Source organism: Comamonas testosteroni, assembly GCF_014076415.1.
GTDB lineage: Bacteria > Pseudomonadota > Gammaproteobacteria > Burkholderiales > Burkholderiaceae_C > Comamonas > Comamonas testosteroni_F.
Genome location: NZ_CP043568.1, coordinates 3,740,405 through 3,757,021 on the forward strand (window position 1 = coordinate 3,740,405; position 16,617 = coordinate 3,757,021).

Annotated in this window: 14 protein-coding genes; 5 read left to right on the top strand and 9 right to left on the bottom strand. The window is 60.4% G+C overall.

Features of this window, described 5'->3' with window-relative positions:
* Position 1 precedes the first annotated feature (1 nt).
* Positions 2-427, bottom strand: coding sequence for a virulence factor MviN (locus tag F0P97_RS17245; RefSeq protein WP_182283266.1), 426 nt, complete (start codon positions 425-427; stop codon positions 2-4).
* 134 nt (positions 428-561) lie between these two features.
* On the opposite strand from F0P97_RS17245, the gene F0P97_RS17250 reads away from it, so the two are divergent.
* Both F0P97_RS17250 and F0P97_RS17255 read left to right on the top strand, forming a co-directional pair.
* Positions 562-1,791, top strand: a complete 1,230-nt coding sequence (locus F0P97_RS17250) for a nucleoside recognition domain-containing protein (RefSeq protein WP_182283267.1) — start codon at positions 562-564, stop codon at positions 1,789-1,791.
* Positions 1,792-1,853: 62 nt separating this feature from the next.
* Entirely contained in the window at positions 1,854-2,471 is a 618-nt protein-coding gene (locus F0P97_RS17255; RefSeq protein ID WP_182283268.1) for an N-methyl-D-aspartate receptor NMDAR2C subunit, read from the top strand.
* Positions 2,472-2,477: 6 nt separating this feature from the next.
* Here F0P97_RS17255 and F0P97_RS17260 read toward each other — a convergent pair whose 3' ends face one another.
* On the bottom strand, positions 2,478-3,131 hold the full coding sequence (locus F0P97_RS17260) for a flavin reductase family protein (protein WP_182283269.1): 654 nt from the start codon (positions 3,129-3,131) through the stop codon (positions 2,478-2,480).
* Between the two features lie 321 nt (positions 3,132-3,452).
* Here F0P97_RS17260 and F0P97_RS17265 point away from each other — a divergent pair, with 321 nt between their 5' ends.
* On the top strand, positions 3,453-4,475 hold the full coding sequence (locus F0P97_RS17265; protein ID WP_182283270.1) for an ABC transporter substrate-binding protein: 1,023 nt from the start codon (positions 3,453-3,455) through the stop codon (positions 4,473-4,475).
* 189 nt (positions 4,476-4,664) lie between these two features.
* Here F0P97_RS17265 and F0P97_RS17270 read toward each other — a convergent pair.
* The 5 genes from F0P97_RS17270 to F0P97_RS17290 all read right to left on the bottom strand — a co-directional run bounded on the left by F0P97_RS17270 (position 4,665) and on the right by F0P97_RS17290 (position 10,289).
* Positions 4,665-5,413 (bottom strand): IS5 family transposase gene (locus tag F0P97_RS17270; RefSeq protein ID WP_420093890.1). Its coding sequence is split into 2 segments (ribosomal slippage): positions 4,665-5,086 and positions 5,086-5,413, totalling 750 coding nucleotides; the frame shifts between segments, so codons are not numbered across the junction.
* 321 nt (positions 5,414-5,734) lie between these two features.
* A complete protein-coding gene (metC, locus tag F0P97_RS17275) occupies positions 5,735-6,967 on the bottom strand; it encodes a cystathionine beta-lyase (RefSeq protein WP_182283271.1) in 1,233 nt (410 codons plus the stop codon).
* Positions 6,968-6,988: 21 nt separating this feature from the next.
* Entirely contained in the window at positions 6,989-7,975 is a 987-nt protein-coding gene (locus F0P97_RS17280) for a Bug family tripartite tricarboxylate transporter substrate binding protein (protein ID WP_420093891.1), read from the bottom strand.
* Positions 7,976-8,010: 35 nt separating this feature from the next.
* On the bottom strand, positions 8,011-9,600 hold the full coding sequence (locus tag F0P97_RS17285) for a rhodanese-like domain-containing protein (RefSeq protein WP_182283272.1): 1,590 nt from the start codon (positions 9,598-9,600) through the stop codon (positions 8,011-8,013).
* Positions 9,601-9,698: 98 nt separating this feature from the next.
* Positions 9,699-10,289 carry a cysteine dioxygenase family protein gene (locus F0P97_RS17290; RefSeq protein WP_182283273.1) on the bottom strand — a complete coding sequence of 197 codons (591 nt, stop codon included), beginning with the start codon at positions 10,287-10,289 and terminating at the stop codon, positions 9,699-9,701.
* A 95-nt stretch (positions 10,290-10,384) separates the two neighbouring features.
* Here F0P97_RS17290 and F0P97_RS17295 point away from each other — a divergent pair, with 95 nt between their 5' ends.
* The gene (locus tag F0P97_RS17295) at positions 10,385-11,245 is read left to right on the top strand and encodes a LysR substrate-binding domain-containing protein (RefSeq protein ID WP_182283274.1); all 861 of its coding nucleotides are present in this window, start codon (positions 10,385-10,387) and stop codon (positions 11,243-11,245) included.
* A 324-nt stretch (positions 11,246-11,569) separates the two neighbouring features.
* On the opposite strand, the gene sbcB is transcribed toward F0P97_RS17295, so the two are convergent.
* Complete coding sequence (sbcB, locus tag F0P97_RS17300) at positions 11,570-13,009, bottom strand: exodeoxyribonuclease I (protein ID WP_182283275.1); 1,440 nt, start codon at positions 13,007-13,009, stop codon at positions 11,570-11,572.
* Between the two features lie 102 nt (positions 13,010-13,111).
* The gene (gene rtcR / locus F0P97_RS17305; RefSeq protein WP_182283276.1) at positions 13,112-14,722 is read right to left on the bottom strand and encodes an RNA repair transcriptional activator RtcR; all 1,611 of its coding nucleotides are present in this window, start codon (positions 14,720-14,722) and stop codon (positions 13,112-13,114) included.
* A gap of 202 nt (positions 14,723-14,924) precedes the next feature.
* Between rtcR and F0P97_RS17310 the strand changes: the two genes are divergently transcribed.
* A complete protein-coding gene (locus F0P97_RS17310) occupies positions 14,925-16,502 on the top strand; it encodes a vWA domain-containing protein (RefSeq protein WP_182283277.1) in 1,578 nt (525 codons plus the stop codon).
* Positions 16,503-16,617: the final 115 nt, after the last annotated feature.

Sequence of the window (16,617 nt, forward strand, 5' to 3'; positions counted from 1 at the left end):
ATCAGCGCAGCACGTCGCGGCTCTTGAGCCAGTTGAGATAGCCCACAATGCAGAACCAGAAGATGGCCTCTCCCAGCCACAGGCCCAGCGACAGCATATCGACCTGGCTGCCGAGCCTGCTGACATACCAGAACATGCCAGCCTGGCTGACCACGCCGAGCACCACGTAAAGAACGCACAGCAGCAGAGCCGCGCGATTGCGCGTCCACAGCAACCACACCATCGTGAAGCACATGGCCGAGTTCAGCGCCAGCATGGCCTGCAGCACCAGCGCCCACTGGATCCCGGCGGCAGTGCGCCAGCCGTCTGAAAAATCGGCCTCCAACAACATCCATCCGCTCATCAGGCCAAGAAAACCGAACAGACACATCAACAGGGCCAGCCCCTTGCCATAGGGCTGCGCCCAGAGAACTTGCTTTGCTGTCATCCGTCCACTGTCCCTGTCTGATTCAAAACATCTGAGGGCCCGCCATACTCGCCCGGGCAACCAAGGAGCCACAGTGTGCCATTGCAGCTCCGGTTTCGCGCCACAATCGGCAGCAGTACAGAACAGGCGCTCTTATGCTCAATGCCTTGTGGCTCGGTTTTTTCTTGGTGGCGGCCGTGGCGGCGCTCGCGCAATGGCTGCTCGGCGGCCAGGCCCAGGTGTTCTCGGCCATGGTGCAGGCCCTGTTTGCCATGGCCAGGCTGTCGGTCGAAGTGATGGTGCTGCTGTTTGGCACGCTCACGCTGTGGCTGGGCTTTCTGCGCATCGCAGAAAAGGCGGGCGTGGTCGAATGGCTGGCAAAAATGCTGGGCCCGCTGTTTGCCAAGCTCATGCCCGAGGTACCGCGCGGTCACCCCGCACTGGGCCTGATCACGCTGAACTTTGCCGCCAACGGCCTGGGGCTGGACAACGCGGCCACGCCCATGGGCCTCAAGGCCATGCGCGCGCTGCAGGAGTTGAACCCGAAGCCCGACACCGCGACCAATGCGCAGATTCTGTTTCTCGTGCTCAATGCCTCGTCGCTGACGCTGCTGCCGGTCACCATTTTCATGTACCGCATGCAGCAGGGCGCGGCCGATCCGACGCTGGTCTTCCTGCCGATTCTGCTGGCCACTTCCGCTTCCACACTGGTGGGCCTGTTCAGTGTCGCACTCGTGCAGCGGCTGCCCCTGTTCAGTCCCGTAGTGCTGGCCTATCTGCTGCCCGTGGGGCTGGCGCTGGCAGCCTTCATGGCCTTTCTGGCCACGCTCAGCGCAGCGGCACTGGCCCAACTATCCTCGCTCATGGGTAACCTCACGCTATTTGCGCTGATCGTGCTGTTCGTAGGCCTGGGCGCGCTGCGCAAGGTAGCCGTGTACGACAGCTTTATCGAGGGGGCCAAGGAGGGCTTTGATGTAGCCAGGAACCTTCTGCCCTATCTGGTCGCCATGCTTTGCGCCGTGGGCGTGTTTCGCGCCTCGGGGGCACTGGAATATGCGCTGTCGGCCATCCGCTGGACAGTGGACGTCCTGGGCATGGATGCCCGCTTCGTCGATGCCCTGCCCACAGCGCTGGTCAAGCCCTTTTCCGGCAGCGCGGCGCGTGCCATGCTGATCGAGACCATGCAAAGCCAGGGCGTGGACAGTTTTGCGGCTCTGGCTGCAGCCACGATTCAGGGCAGCACCGAAACCACGTTCTACGTGCTGGCCGTGTACTTTGGAGCAGTGGGCATTCAGCGCGCACGCCATGCCGTTCCCTGCGCGCTGGTGGCCGAGCTGGCAGGCGTAGTCGCTGCCATCGTGGTTTGCTATCAATTTTTTGGATAAATCTCAGAACTGGCGGTCGTTGCAAGCCGTTTTGTATCAAATCATTCAGAGAGAGCAAAGCCATGGACACTGCAACTTCCCTGTTCCAAGCCTCCTGGCAGCGCACATGGCAGGCCCTGGGCCTGACGCCCCCCGCAGATCTGCTGCAACGCCTGCTCGCAGCCTGGGCCGAACCCCAGCGCCACTATCACACCCGGCAGCATCTGGCCGAATGCCTGGGCCAACTCGACTGCGTCTGGGCACAGGCGCAGCGGCCCGGCGAAGTGGCTGTGGCACTCTGGTTTCACGATGCCGTCTACGACATCAAGGCCAGCGACAACGAGCTGCGCAGCGCCGACTGGGCGGCACAGGCACTGCAGGGCAGTGGCGCGTCCGAAGCCTGCTGGCGCCGGGTGCATGAGCTGATCATGGCCACCTGCCATACCGTCACACCCACGCAGGCCGATGCCAGGTTGCTGGTCGATATCGATCTGGCAATTCTGGGCGCCGACCCCGTACGCTTTGCCGAATACGACCGCCAGGTCGCCGCCGAATATGCCTGGGTGCCGCGTCTGCTCTATGGCTTCAAACGCAAGCAGGTGCTGCGCGGCTTTCTGGACCAGGCCTTCATCTATGCCACGCCGCACTTTCGGCAACGGCTGGAGGCCAAGGCCCGCAGCAATCTGCAGCGGGTCACCTGAGCAGGCCTACATCTCGTCAATGACCGTGCTGGCCGTGGCGCTCAACGCGGGTGCCCGGCCCTCATCGGCTTCGACGGCAAAGCGGTCGCGGCAGTTGACGTAGAAGCTCGCCCCGAAACGTCCCACGGGGAAGAACTCCTGAAGACGCACCCGCCATTTCTCGGTGTCCACCAGCCCTTCGCGCACGGCCAGCCATTGGACGCGGCCGATGAAGACATAACGGCTCTCGGTCTCCAGCGTCTCGTGCAACACGCATTCAAAGGCCACCGGCGCCTGGGCAATGCGCGGCGGCTGCACGCTCTGGGACGGGGTCGCTATTAAGCCTGTGTGCTGCAACTCGCTGTGCTCGGGCGGCAGGCTGTCGCCGCAGCGGTGCATGGCGGCGGACATCGCCTCGTCGGTGATGTGCACCACGAACTCGCCCGTGCGCAGGATATTGGTGGCCGTGTCCTTCTGCGCCATATCCTGGCGCTTGTTGATGCTGAGCATGACCACCGGCGGGTCCTCGCCCATCATGTTGAACATGCTAAAAGGCGCCGCGTTCACCGTGCCATCGACTCCCAGCGTAGTCACGAGTGCGATCGGGCGCGGCACGATCAGGCTGGCCATCAGCTTGTAGCGGGCATAGGTGTCCAGTTGCGCAAAATCAATTTCGGTCATTGCAGTCTCTCCCGGCCTTTGCGGCCGCTCTCGCCCTGGCGGCGGATCTGGTATGGATTCGATAGCAGGCTGCGCAATCAGCAGCAGCCCTGAAACTGCAAAGGACCGCAATATTCATGCCGGGCGCCTGCCAGCTGACCCGCGCTTGATCTGCGCACGGCCACGCACCATCGCAGGCGCCCCATGCACCAGAGCCGGACATGCAGGTCCGGCACGCACCGTCGCAGTGCCCTCTCCAGCGGTTCACGCTTTGTATACACATTGGCATCGATCTTGCGCACAGGCAGCAGTCCCTTCGCCATCGATAAACCAAGGAGTCATATGCGCAAACGAACCTTTCTTCAGGCCGCCACGGCTGCTGCAGCTCTGAGCTGGGGCGCTGCCCAGGCGGCAGACACGCCGCTCAAGTTCCAGCTGGACTGGCGCTTCGAAGGACCTGCAGCCCTGTTTGTCCACCCCGAGCAAAAAGGCTATTTCAAACAGGCCGGTCTGGATGTGAATGTGGAGGCCGCCAGCGGCGCAGGCGCCATCCAGCGCGTGGCCTCAGGCACCCATGATCTGGGCTTTGCCGACCTCGCCGCGCTGATGGAATTTCACGCCAACAACCCCGACGCGCCCATCAAGCCCGTGGCCGTCATGGTGATCTACAACACCACGCCGGCCTCAGTGATGGCGCTCAAGAAGTCGGGCATCACCAAGGCTGCCGACCTGACGGGCAAGAAAATGGGAGCCCCCATCTTTGACGCCGGCCGCCGCACCTTCCCTATCTTCGCCCAGGCCAATGGCGTGGGCGAGGTGCAATGGAGCACCATGGAGCCGCAACTGCGCGAAACCATGCTGGCGCGTGGCGATCTGGATGCCGTCACCGGCTACACCTTCACCAGCCTGCTCAATCTGGAGGCCCGCGGCATCAAGCGCGAGGATGTGGTGGTGCTGCCCTACGCCACGCACGGTGTTCAGCTCTATGGCAATGTAATCATCGCCAGCCCCAGGCTGATTGCGGAAAAGCCGGAAGCCGTACGCGCCTTCCTCAAGGCCTTTGCGCGGGGCGCCAGGGAAGGGATTGCCAATCCCGAAGCTGCCATTGCGTCCATGAAAGCCAAGGATGGACTGGTCAACGTGCCGCAGGAGGTCAAACGCCTGAAGCTGACGATCGAAACCGCCATCGACAGCAAGGGCGCGCGCGAAGAAGGCTTTGGCCAGTTGCGCACCGAGCGTCTGGCCAGGATGGCCGAGCAGGTCGCCAAGGCCTATGCCACCAAGAACCCGGTGCCGGCCAACGCCGTATGGAACGGCAGCTTCCTGCCCACCGCAGCAGAGCTGGACATCCTGCCCAAACGCTGATCCAACCGGAACCGGCTGGCACCGCCACAGTGAGCCAGCGTCATCGCGCCTAGCCACACATAAGGCAGACCGGACGTCATAGCGGCTGCGACTGACCTATAGCCCCCCCATTAATAAAAACCAGCTGATTCATTGCATCAGCTGGTTTTTATTAATGGGGTCGGCGGCAAGACTAGGACGTGTTGAGATTTAACGTGAATTGATCACAGCCGATGCCAGCGTGATGACAGCAGCGAAGCTGCTGTCTGTCTTGTCGCTGCGCATTGCAATGCGCTTGAACTCCTTGAGCTTGCAAAAGAAGTTCTCGATCAAGTGCCGCCACTTGTAGACCTCTATATCAATCTGCAAGGGCGCTCGACGATTGGCCTTTTGTGCAATCACCACTTGGCAACCCTGTGCCAGCAAGTGTTGCTTCAGCCAGTCTGCGTCAAACGCTTTGTCGGCCAGCAATGTCCGCAGGTCTATGCCTTCGAGCAGCTGTTCTACACCTTGAAGATCATGCCGTTGGCCTGGCAGCAACACAAATCGGATCAAGTTTCCAAGGGCATCCGTCAGCGCCAATATCTTGGTGGTCAAACCACCTCGACTGCGACCTATGGCCTGGCTCGCAGACCCCCTTTTGCACCCTGTCCATGCCTGTGCACTCGCACAATCGTTGCATCCACCATCACGTATTCCATGTCCGGTTGATCGCTGACCGCGTCAAACAGCTTTTGAAAGACATCAGCTTTGACCCAGTCGCGAAACCGTTTGAAGACGGTGTTCCACTTGCCAAATTCAGGCGGCAGATCTCGCCAAGGGCTACCTGTACGCGCAACCCAAAGCACTGCTTCCAAGAACAGTCGATTGTTGGAGCCACTGCGTCCTCGATCCCCAATCTTCCCTAAACACAATGGGCTCATACGAGCCCATTGTTCATCTGTCAAAACGTATCGCATCACAGCGCGATTGTGACGCCACCCCGGAAGGTAAAAATCAAATCTCAACAGACCCTAGCTGCCTAGTGCATCAAGAAGTTCAAGACCATGCGATTTTGCAGCGATGCGATCCCACATCTATCGACTGGTTCTGGAAGTCGCTTCAGGCGGTCTGTCTGAGGCTCTGCATCTAAATGACCGCGCCTAGCTAGAAAGAGGCGCTCCTTGCGGCATCTTGGCAAACACAGAAAAACTGCTATTCGGTGACAGCGCTATCCCACCGTTCGCCCTGCTCTTCATGCAGCATGCAGACCCCTTGAGTCGCCCAGACACCTTCGAGGCTCAAACAAACGCTTGAGTATTCCTGATCAACTCATTGATTCCTGACCTCTCAAACGCTTGTGCTAGATCCGCGATCAAATCCTGCGGGTCTTCCAAACCGATGTGCAGTCTCACGACCGAGCCACGCTGACTCCAGTCAGTGACGCTGCGAGCCTGCGTCATTTGTGCTGCAACTACCAGGCTTTCATAGCCTCCCCATGACGCACCCAGCCCAAACAGTTGCAGATTGTCGATGAAACTATCCACGCCTTCAGCGGTGATGCATGGCTTCAGCTCAAAGGAAATTAGACCATTTGTACCTGCGCAATCCCTTCGCCATAGATCATGTCCCTCATGACCAGGAAGTGCAGGACAAAAGACTGTCTGCACAAGTGGGTGCTGCTCAAGCCAGCGCGTCACGGCCAGGGCATGCTCCCCATGCATGCGTAGCCGCGCGGATAAGGTGCGCAAGCCTCGCAGCACCAGCCACGCATCGTCGGGACTGACCGTCATGCCAAAAGAATCGCAGCGCTCAGCCAGTGGCTCCCAGACAGCTTGTGTAGTGGCGACCGTACCCATCATGACATCCGAATGCCCTGACAGATATTTGGTGGCAGCCATAATGGAGATGTCGGCCCCCAGCGTCAGAGGCCGGTACTGCACGCCTGAGCCCCAGGTATTGTCGACTGCGACCAGCGCCCCCTGCGCGTGGGCCATGGCAGCCAGTGCCGGCAGATCGCACATTTCATAGACGAGCGAACCCGGACATTCGGCATACAGCATGCGGGTATTGGGGCGCATTTTGGCGGCAGCATCGCTGCCGTCTGCCGCAAAGAAGCTGTATTCAATACCGTAGGGTTGCAGAAACTGCTGCGTCAGATGCCGCACCGGCTGATAAGCACTGTCGGTGATGAGCACGTGGTCGCCCGGCTTCAGATAGCTGAGCAAAGCCATGCTTACGGCTGCCAGCCCGGTGGGCAAGAGCCGCGTGCGATAGGCGCCCTCCAGCTCGCTGACCGCATCTTCCAAAGCAAAGCTGGTCGGCGTGCCGCGCGCGCCGTAACTGAAAATGCGCTCCTGACCACGCCGAGCACGCATCTCTCGTTGCTGGGCAGTGCTTTCAAACACTACAGTGCTGGCTCGCACAATGGCTGGATTGACAGCACTGCCACCCACATAAGCGGGAGACATTCCCATGTGAGTCAGGCGCGTTCCCAAGCCAGGAGTCGACGCTTGCTGATCTTTGCTCGTCATGATGATGTCCTGAAATCCGGATCAGTCCAACTTTGCACCGGACAGTTTGACCACATGGCTCCAGCGCTTGGTGTCGCTATTGAGCTGGGCAGCAAAGGCCTCGGGGGTGCTCGCCACCACTTCACTGCCGCCATCGGTGACCAGCTTGCTGACTTCGGGCTTGCGCAGCGTCTTGACAATGGCCTCGTTCAGATAGGCAACACGCTCGGGCGGAGTCCCGGCCGGGGCAAAAAAGCCGTACCAGTCTTCAAACGTGGAGTTTTTATAACCCAGCTCCTCCAACGTGGGCACCTTGCCGAAAACACCAACCCGACGTGGACTGGTGACGGCCAGTGCGCGCACCTGACCGCCTTGAATCATGCCGGCAACCGATGAGGTCGAGGTGATCAACACATCCACCTGATGACCCAGCAAATCATTGATGGCCGGGCCGGCGCCCTTGTAAGGCACATGGGTCATGGTCACGCCGCTTTCCTTGGCCAGCACCACACCGACCAAATGCGACAAGGTACCGTTGCCGGGCGTGGCATAAGTGACCTTGCCGGGCTCAGCCTTGGACTGGGCCGCCAGATCGGCAAAACTTTTGAGTTTCGATCCAGCTGCGACCACGATGGCAAGCGGTGCCGCATTGACCTGTGTGACAGGAATGAAGTTTTTGAGTGGATCAAAGCCTGGTGCGCTGTACAGAGAGGGGTTGACCGCCATCAGCGAGACCTGCCCCGTCAACAAGGTGTATCCGTCGGCCCTGGCCTCGGTCACCGCCTTGGCGCCAATGTTGCCGCCCGCCCCGCCCTTGTTTTCTACGACGGCCGGCTGCCCAGTGAACTCTGACAAGCGTGTAGTAACCCAGCGCGTGGTTGCATCGTTGCCGCCCCCCGGAGGGAAAGGCGAGACAAAGCGAATGGGCTGGCTGGGAAAGCCATTGCGCTGCGGCAAGGTTTGCGCATGCCCCTGCGCAGCAAGCACAACGCCCATGAAAACGGTAGCCAGAGAACGGATAGCAAGCATGGTTTCTCCCGGAAAGTGCGAAACGAATTGCGCGGTCAGGCGGCGCAGGAGTGGGGGGATTCAGAGCTAGGCAGCTGAAATGCTGCGAGCTCTTGTGCATCGAGTTGCTGCACCAGCCCGGTTTCCCAAGCCAGGTACTGACGAGCGGCCTCCTTGTTGCCGTCGTGGCGGTCATGCACGAAGAACAGGTAATCAATGCAATCGTGATTCGCTGGGGTATCGGCACTGGCCACCACCGGCAAGCCAGCTTGCTGCCACGCAGCCATGCCCTCTTGCAGCAGGCTTACCGACTCCGGCAACTCCAGCGATGCCCATTGCGCCAAAGCCGGCTCATCAGACACCAGCACGATGCTGCGTTTCTCATCACGCAAGTTCTGGGCCAGTCGCGATCGAATCGACCAGACTGCCCCAGGAATATGGGCAGCCCGGTATTTCATGCTGGCCCGCAGGTCGACCAACAGCACCTCATCGCGTTCAATACGGGCTTGCAGCTCGGCAACCGTCATCCGGTGCAGTTGCGGCCTGACAGTTTCTGAAGAGCTGGCTAACTCCAGGCCGCTGTGCACGCCATCGATGAGCACGCAGGCGTCCTGTCCCATCTGGCGCAGCCAGCTGGCGATCACGGCAGCGCGCACGCCGTCGCTATCAAAAAGCACCAGCCGTGCACCGCGCACGCCGATGAATTGGTCGCCTGCCTGCACCAGTTGACCACCCGGTGTGTGCTGGGCGCCAGGCAGGCTGCCGGCGGCGAATTCCTCAGGTGTACGCACATCGCATAGAAACAGGCTGCGTTCGTTGTCCGCAGCCCATTGGCTGACCGTCTGGGCAGTGACCCAAGGCACGTCAAAGCGCTGTGCCAGCTGCTGCGCCTGAGATTGCAATGCGCCGCTGCCCGAGTCGTCGGCATAACGGCTTCTGCCGCCATGCTCCAGTGATAGGTCGTTCAGAAACCAGCCTTGCGTACCGTTCTCCAGAGCGTATACGGGGTTGGAGATTCCCAGGTTGATCAGCGTCTGCGCACCCAGGATGGAGCGCGTGCGCCCGGCACAGTTGATGACAACAGGTGTGCTGTCATCAGGAACCAGCGAGCGGATGCGATAGGCCAGCTCGCCATTGGGGCAGCATATGGCGCCAGGTATGTTCATCTTGTGGAACTCGGACACCGGCCGACCATCCAGCACCACCAGCGGTTCGCCCGAAGCCTGCTTGGCCGCCAGCTGCTGGGCCGTGATGCGTGGCGTGCCATAAGCATGCTCCACCAGCTCTCCAAAGGTTTTGGAAGGCAGGTTCACTCCTGCAAACAGCACATAGCCTGCAGCTTTCCATGCCTTGGTACCGCCTTCCAACACATGGACATCGGTATAGCCCAAAGCCTGCAGGCGCTGCGCCGCCCGCAAAGCCACGTTTTTCGTGTCGGCCTCGCCGCTGTCATACACCACCACACGCACCGGCTTGCGCGGCACCAGTCGCGGCACATCGATTTCAAGGCGGCTATAGGGCAGCGGGGTGCCGTAGAACAAATGCGACTCGCCATACTGGCCATGCTCGCGCACATCCAGCACGGCGATTTCCTGGCCATCATGTAGCCAGGACTTGAGTTGGGAAGCGGTGACAAATTGAGTCATAACACGTGATTTGGCAAATTTCAGGCAAAGCTGCGCCCGCGCACATCAAAGTGCACTACAAAGCAAAAAGGAATCAGGCTTGGCTGATCAGCAGCGCATCAGCGCCTTGTCTGCACGCCAATCGACATGGTTTGGCATGTCCCGGCCTGCAGGTCGTAGCCGGTTCGGCCATTCAGTGTCTCCAGTGCGCGGCCATACATGTGCAGATGACGGATCACCTGCTCACCTTGGATTTCCACAGAGTGGATGTCTTCCGCCATCAACGCAATCCCCGTTCCGGGCTGGACGATGACCAGGTCGACCTCCCTGAGCGTGCCCTTGCCTGGCACCGAGCCATCGTCGGTTCGCTCGTAAACCCGGTTGTGCTCCGTGCCTTGCACAGCCGCAATGCAGGCCCAGGTCGTGTGGTTGTGCGGCACGATGCGCTTGCCTGGGCGCATGACGTTCAGATACAGCGCATAGCTCTGATCCGCATCCTCGGCAATCATGTAACGCGCCTGATGCTCATCGCCCTCAGGTGGCGGAAAGTCCTCGGCTCCCCAAAGCTGGCTTTGCTCGGCCAGACCTATTAGCTGAGCCAGAACTTTTTCCAGGCTCTGGCGCGTTTCAGGGCCACTACCAATTGCGCACTTCATTGCCGAAATTGCTGTCTGTACAGCGCTATTACGTTGTTCTGTCATCGTGGTCAAAGCAAGCTCCTTGGTTGAATGACAACCAATGTAGCGAGCGACTTTAATGCGAACAATCCCAATAGTTCAACCATATACTTAAGAAAAACTTATATATGGACACACTGGATCTAGACCAACTACGCACGCTGGCGACCATTGCCCGCCAGCAGAGCTTTGCCGCTGCAGCCGTGCAACTGGGCTGCACTCAATCGGCCATCACCCAGCAGATGCAACGGCTGGAAGACAAAGTGGGCCACACGCTGTTTGAAAAACAAGGCCGGCAAAAGCGCTTGACCGAGCATGGCCAGCGCCTGCTCGGTTATGCCCAGCGAATGTTGGCGATTCACGATGAAGCGCTCAGCAGCCTTCGAAATCAGCATCTGGAAGGATTGGTGCGCATAGGCGCACCGCATGATGTTGCCGACACTCTGCTGCCACCGGTGCTGAAAGAGATCGCACTGAAATTTCCCGGCATGCTGATCGACATCCATATGGAACGCAGCCCGTTTCTGATGGAGTCGCTCAAGCAGGGTGAGCTGGACATGGTCATCTCCAACCGCGATGACACCACATTCGAAAGCTTTGCACTGCGCTCCAGCCCCACGGTCTGGCTGTGTGGTGCGAACTATGTGCATGACCCAAGCAAGCCTCTGCCCCTGGTGCTCGCGAGCGGGCCCAGCATTTTTCGCCGCCTGGCCTGCGATGCGCTAGACGCAGCGGACATTAGCTGGACACCGCGCCATACTTGTACCAGCCTGGTGGGCATACGTGCAGCCCTGCGCGCCGACCTGGGGATCACTGCGCGCGGCGTTGAGCAGTTGGACCCCGGTCTGCGTGTACTGAGCAATGGCGACGGTTTGCCTCCCCTTCCCGATCTGGTCTACAAACTCTATATACGCAGTCATGTTGTCAACCCGATCACACGCCAGGTGTTCGAAAACCTCAGGGCTCGTATGTGGTTGCCTGGTACGTGAGCCCCATCTCTGGTGCATTGAGGCGTCACTTGGGCAGTTTGAATGATGCGCAAGCCAGCGTGCGCAACATGACTGGTAGATCCGAACAAGCGACCACAAGTGACCAGCTTCCTGATCGCCTGCAACGATGGATTGGCCGCTCACTAGAGCTTCAGCCGCTAAAAATCAATGCAGAGACGAGCACCCAAGCGAGACCTCCCTACCCCTAGCTGTAAGGGCCTGCGAGCGCATCATCACTAAGCTAGAGCCAAAGATAAAAGGCTGCTGACGGTATTCAGTGGAAGCAGCCTTTCTGGATGACGATGAGCAGCAGAAATGGGTCGATCAGGCCTCGGGCACCATGGCGTCGGCATAGTCATAGAGCTCGCCCAGAATCTCCTCGGCGCGCTCGTCGGCGGTTTCGGACAGGCTGTCGATCATGGCAAACATCTGCTCGGCCGTACGTGCCCCGCCCTGGCCTTCGATCAGGCAGGCTGCGCGGTGCTCCTCCCAGCGCTGCTGCTCCCGGGCATCGAGCGTCTGCGGGAAGTTGCGCGCACGATAGCGCCAGACCAGCTCAGTCAGGCGTGCGTCATCAAAGCCGGTCTTGTCCAGCGCCAGCTCCTGGGGCGAGAGGCGCTTGATGCGCTCCAGACGGCGGCGGTCCTCGTTGCCTACAAAGCCGCCATACAGATCCTGGTCGGCGTCCAGCGGCTCACCCGCCTCGCGCGTGAAGACGGCCTTCCATTGGGCGCTCATGTCGGGCAGGTCGCGGGCCATCGCCGCATGCTGCATCGCCAGTTCCATGTCCACGCCCCATTTTTCGGCCATGGCCGGGCTCAGGGTCTTGAGGCTTCCCACCACCATGGGCGACTTGTTGACGTGGATGCTCTTGATGGGCAGACGAGTCACGCCCTCGGGCAGTTCGGCCTGACGCGTGAACAGCCGCAGGCGCAGGTCCTCGATGCTGATGCCCGAAAGCTCGGTCGGGTCGGCCGCCAGATCCCAGCAGATGACTTCGTTCTTGTTGGTCGGGTGGGTGGCCAGCGGCCACATCACGGCCAGGCAGCCGCGCGCAGGGCTGATCATGCCGGTCACATGCAGGAAGGGGCGCGCGTGCTCCTGCGTGGCGGGCAGGCCCATCTCACGCAGAGCGCCGTCCTTTTTATGCAGACCAAAGGCAAAGTCAAACAGGCGCGGCTGCTTTTCGCGGATCAGCCGCGCCAGGGCAATCGTGGCGCGCACATCACTCAGCGCATCGTGGGCCTGCTCGTGCAGCAGGCCATTGGCGCGGGCCAGGTCCTCGAGTTTGAAGCTGGGCGTGCCGTCTTCCTTGTTCGGCCACTGAATGCCGTCGGGGCGCAACGCATAGACCATGCGCACCACATCCAGCAAATCCCAGCGGCCGCAGCCGTTCTGCCACTCGCGCGCATAAGGGTCGGTGAGATTGCGCCAGAACATGAAACGCGTGATCTCGTCGTCGAATCGAATGGTGTTGTAGCCCACGCCCACGGTACCGGCCTGGGCCAGCTCGGCCTCGATCAGCGCTGCAAACTCGTGCTCGGCAACGCCTTCCTGCAGTGCACGCTGGGGCGTGATGCCCGTGATCAGGCAGGATTGCGGATCGGGCAGATAGTCATTGGCCGGCTGGCAGTACCACATCACGGGCTCGCCGATTTCGTTGAGCTGGTCATCCGTGCGTATGCCCGCAAACTGCGCGGGACGGTCATAGCGCGGCTGGGCGCCAAAGGTTTCGTAGTCGTGCCAGAAGAAGGTATGAGCCATGGGCCTGAAGTATGCCTGCGAACCGGCACAGCTTGCGGCTCAGCCTCATCAGCTTAAAGCCTTTTTGGCCCTTATCCCTTATTAATAAAGCGCAAGCAGCTATCAAAATGATTGTTTGAGCTGCTCCCAATTCAAACCAAATTTGTGCAGAAATTTGCGCAGCCGGTCTGCATCGTTGACCACGGCTTTTTGCTGGCGCGACTGGTCAAACAGTTTGCGACCTGCATCGGACAGCGTGGTCGATGCGCGGCAGACAGTGATGACGGACTGCAGTTGCAAGCGGTCAAACAGATCGATCTGGGCGATGGCGTCTTCGGACAGATAGTCGCCCAGATCCACCTCGGCCTTGGGCAGGACATGGCTATGCGCATGCTGCCACAGCCAGTCCAGGCGCTTGATCTCGGCCTCCACCTGCCTGGTCGTGATGCGACCGCTGTCGGCCAGCGTGGCCAGCCGCGTGATGCTGGCCGCAAGGTCGCGGAAGTTGCCGCTCCAGGGAGCCTGGGCAGACTTGGCAAACTGCAGATACAGCGCCCTGGCCTCGGCGTTGAAGCGCACGGAGCTGCCGGTCTCGGCCACGGCCCGCAGCAGCAGGTGGTCGATATTGGGCTCCAGATCCTCGGGGCGCTGTGCCAGGCCCGGCAAGGTATAGGACCAGAGATTGATACGCGCAAACAGGTCTTCGCGAAAGCGCCCCTCGGCCACATCGACGCGCAGGTCACGGTGAGTGCCAGCTATGAGCTGAAAGTCGCTGCTGACCTCCTTGTCGCTGCCCATGGGGAAAAAGCGCTTTTCCTCCACGGCCTTGAGCAGCATGGCCTGCTCGTCCAGACCGAGCTCGCCGATCTCGTCGAGAAACAGCACGCCTTCATGCGCGGTGCGCAGCAGGCCGGCACGGTCTGCCGCCGCCCCGGTGAACGCTCCCTTTCTGTGGCCAAACAAGGTGGAGGCCGCGCCGTCGCCACGCAAGGTTGCGCAGTTGACCTCGACAAAATCGCCAGCCACCTGGTGGCGCGATTTCTTGAGCTCGAAGATGCGCCGCGCCAGATGCGACTTGCCCGCACCTGTGGGCCCGGTGAAAAGAATCGGTGCACGCGAGCGAATCGCCACGCGCTCTATCTCTTCAATCAACTGGTTGAACTGCGGGTTGCGCGTGGCAATGCCGTTCTTGAGGAAGTCCAGCGCCTCGGTCTGGGCCTGATGGAAGCGCTGTGCCAGAGCTTCGTAGCGCGTGAGGTCCAGATCGATCAGGATCATGCTGCCCGGCGAGCCCGCCTGCTGCTTGCGCGGTGGCGAGGTCTGCAGCAGCACTCCCGGTATCTGGCGCGACTCCACCATCAGGAACATGCAAATCTGCGCCACATGGGTGCCCGTGGTGATGTGTACCCAGTAATTCTCGCGCTCGGTATCAAAGCGGTAATTACGCGCCCAGTCGTAAAGCGCGGCATACATCTCGCCAAAGTCCCAGGGGTCCTGAACATCGGAGTCCACCAGATTGACCCGGGTTTCGGGCGAGACATTGGCAATGTCCTGCACCAGGGTCTGCGCCAGCTTGTCGTAGCGGCTGGAGTACAGCAGCTCCAGCCGGTCTATCACCTGGTCTTCATGCTGCATCAGCGACACCGTAGGCCGCCACTTGCTCCAGCGCCCTGCCCCTTGCCCCGAATCGAGCTGAGTGCCCATGAAACCAATCACCACGTTCTTTTTTGACATATCTTTCCAGATAAATATCTATCTTTAATTCTAATAATCTTTCAATTCTTCTTCCAACGCATCTGCCACCCAAAGTAATTGAAATGAAATTTATCCAATTAATTCAATGACTTGAAAATTAACCACTCCACCTTCGAGAAGTTGGCACACCGCTTGCAATAACCAAAGCATCTGCAAGTTGAATGCAAACAGGAGAAGAAGAATGGTCAACACGCAATTGTTTCAAACCAGCCGCGGTGCACTGACTGCAGCCGCCAACACGGTCAATCGGGAAGGCGCCGCAGCCTATGCCTTGAGCCCCCGCCACCAGTTGGCCCAGATGGCCGTGACCGGCTGCCTGAGCCAGACTTTCTATGCAGGCGACCAGGATCAGCTGGAGCAGCTGGGCAATCTGGTACTGGAAGTGGACACGCGCTTTGCAGCCCAGACGGCCGTCTATGCCCGCCAACGCGGCTATATGAAGGACATGCCAGCCACCCTGGCTGCCGCGCTGGCTGTCTGGGATACCGCGCTGCTGAGCCAGGTGTTTGGCCGCGTGATCGACAACGGCAAGATGCTGCGCAACTTTGTGCAGATCGTGCGCAGCGGCGCCATGGGTCGCAAGTCCCTGGGCTCGGCACCCAAGAAGCTGGTGCAGAACTGGCTGCTCAATGCGAGCGAGAAGCAGCTGCTCAGCGCTGCCGTGGGCCAGCAGCCTTCGCTGGCCGATGTGGTGAAGATGGTGCACCCCAAGCCTCAGGAGGCCTGGCGTTCCGCATGGTTTGCCTGGTTGATCGGCAAACCGTTTGATGAAGCGCAGCTGCCGCCCATCACCCAGGCTTTCGAGCGCTTCAAGCGCGATGTGGCCCAGGGCCTGTTGAGTGCCGAGCTGCCTGATGTGCCGTTTCAGATGCTGACCGCACTCGAGCTGAACGCCCAGCAATGGGCGCAGATCGCCCACAGCGGCTCATGGCAGATGGTGCGCCAGAACCTGAACACCTTTGCACGCCATGGCGTGTTCGAGATCAAGGGGATGACGGCACTGATCGCCCGCAAGCTGGGAGATGCCGACGCCGTGGCCAGGGCCCGTGCCATGCCCTATCAGCTGCTGTCGGCCTACCAGGCTGCCGGTGAGAAGGTACCGGCCCAGGTGCGCGATGCGCTGCAGGACGCCATGGAGCATGCCATTGCCAATGTGCCCTGCTTTGCAGGAGCGGTAGTGGTCTGCCCCGATGTATCGGGCTCCATGCACAGCCCTGTGACGGGTTATCGCGCCGGAGCCACCACGGCGGTGCGCTGCATCGATGTGGCCGGCCTGATGGCCGCCGCCGTGCTGCGCAAGAACAGGACGGCACGCGTGCTGCCCTTCGAGCAGAAGGTGGTGAAGCTGGAACTCAACGGCCGCGACTCGGTGATGACCAATGCGAGCAAGCTGGCAAAGATCGGCGGCGGCGGCACCAACTGCAGTGCACCACTGAAGCAGCTGGCCGATGAAAAGGCACGGGTGGATGTGGTGATCATGGTCTCGGACAACGAGTCATGGGTCGATGGTGTGCGCTGCGGTGCCACCGAAACCATGCAGCAGTGGGAGCGCATCAAGCAGCACAGCCCCAATGCCCGGCTGGTCTGCATAGACATCCAGCCCTATGGCACGACGCAGGCCATGGAGCGCGACGACATTCTGAATGTCGGCGGCTTCAGCGATGCGGTATTCGATGTGGTGGCAAGTTTTGCCGAAGGCAGGCTTGGCGCGGAACACTGGGTGGGCGAGATCGAGAAGATCGCTCTCGAGTCCCAGTGAGAGTTGAAAGCACGGCCCAGCAAACCGAAGGTTTGCGTTTGAGACGAGGCGCGTAGCCGCAGGCAGTACAAAAGTACGACAAGGCTGAGCAACGACGTATCAAGGTCCGTGTTAG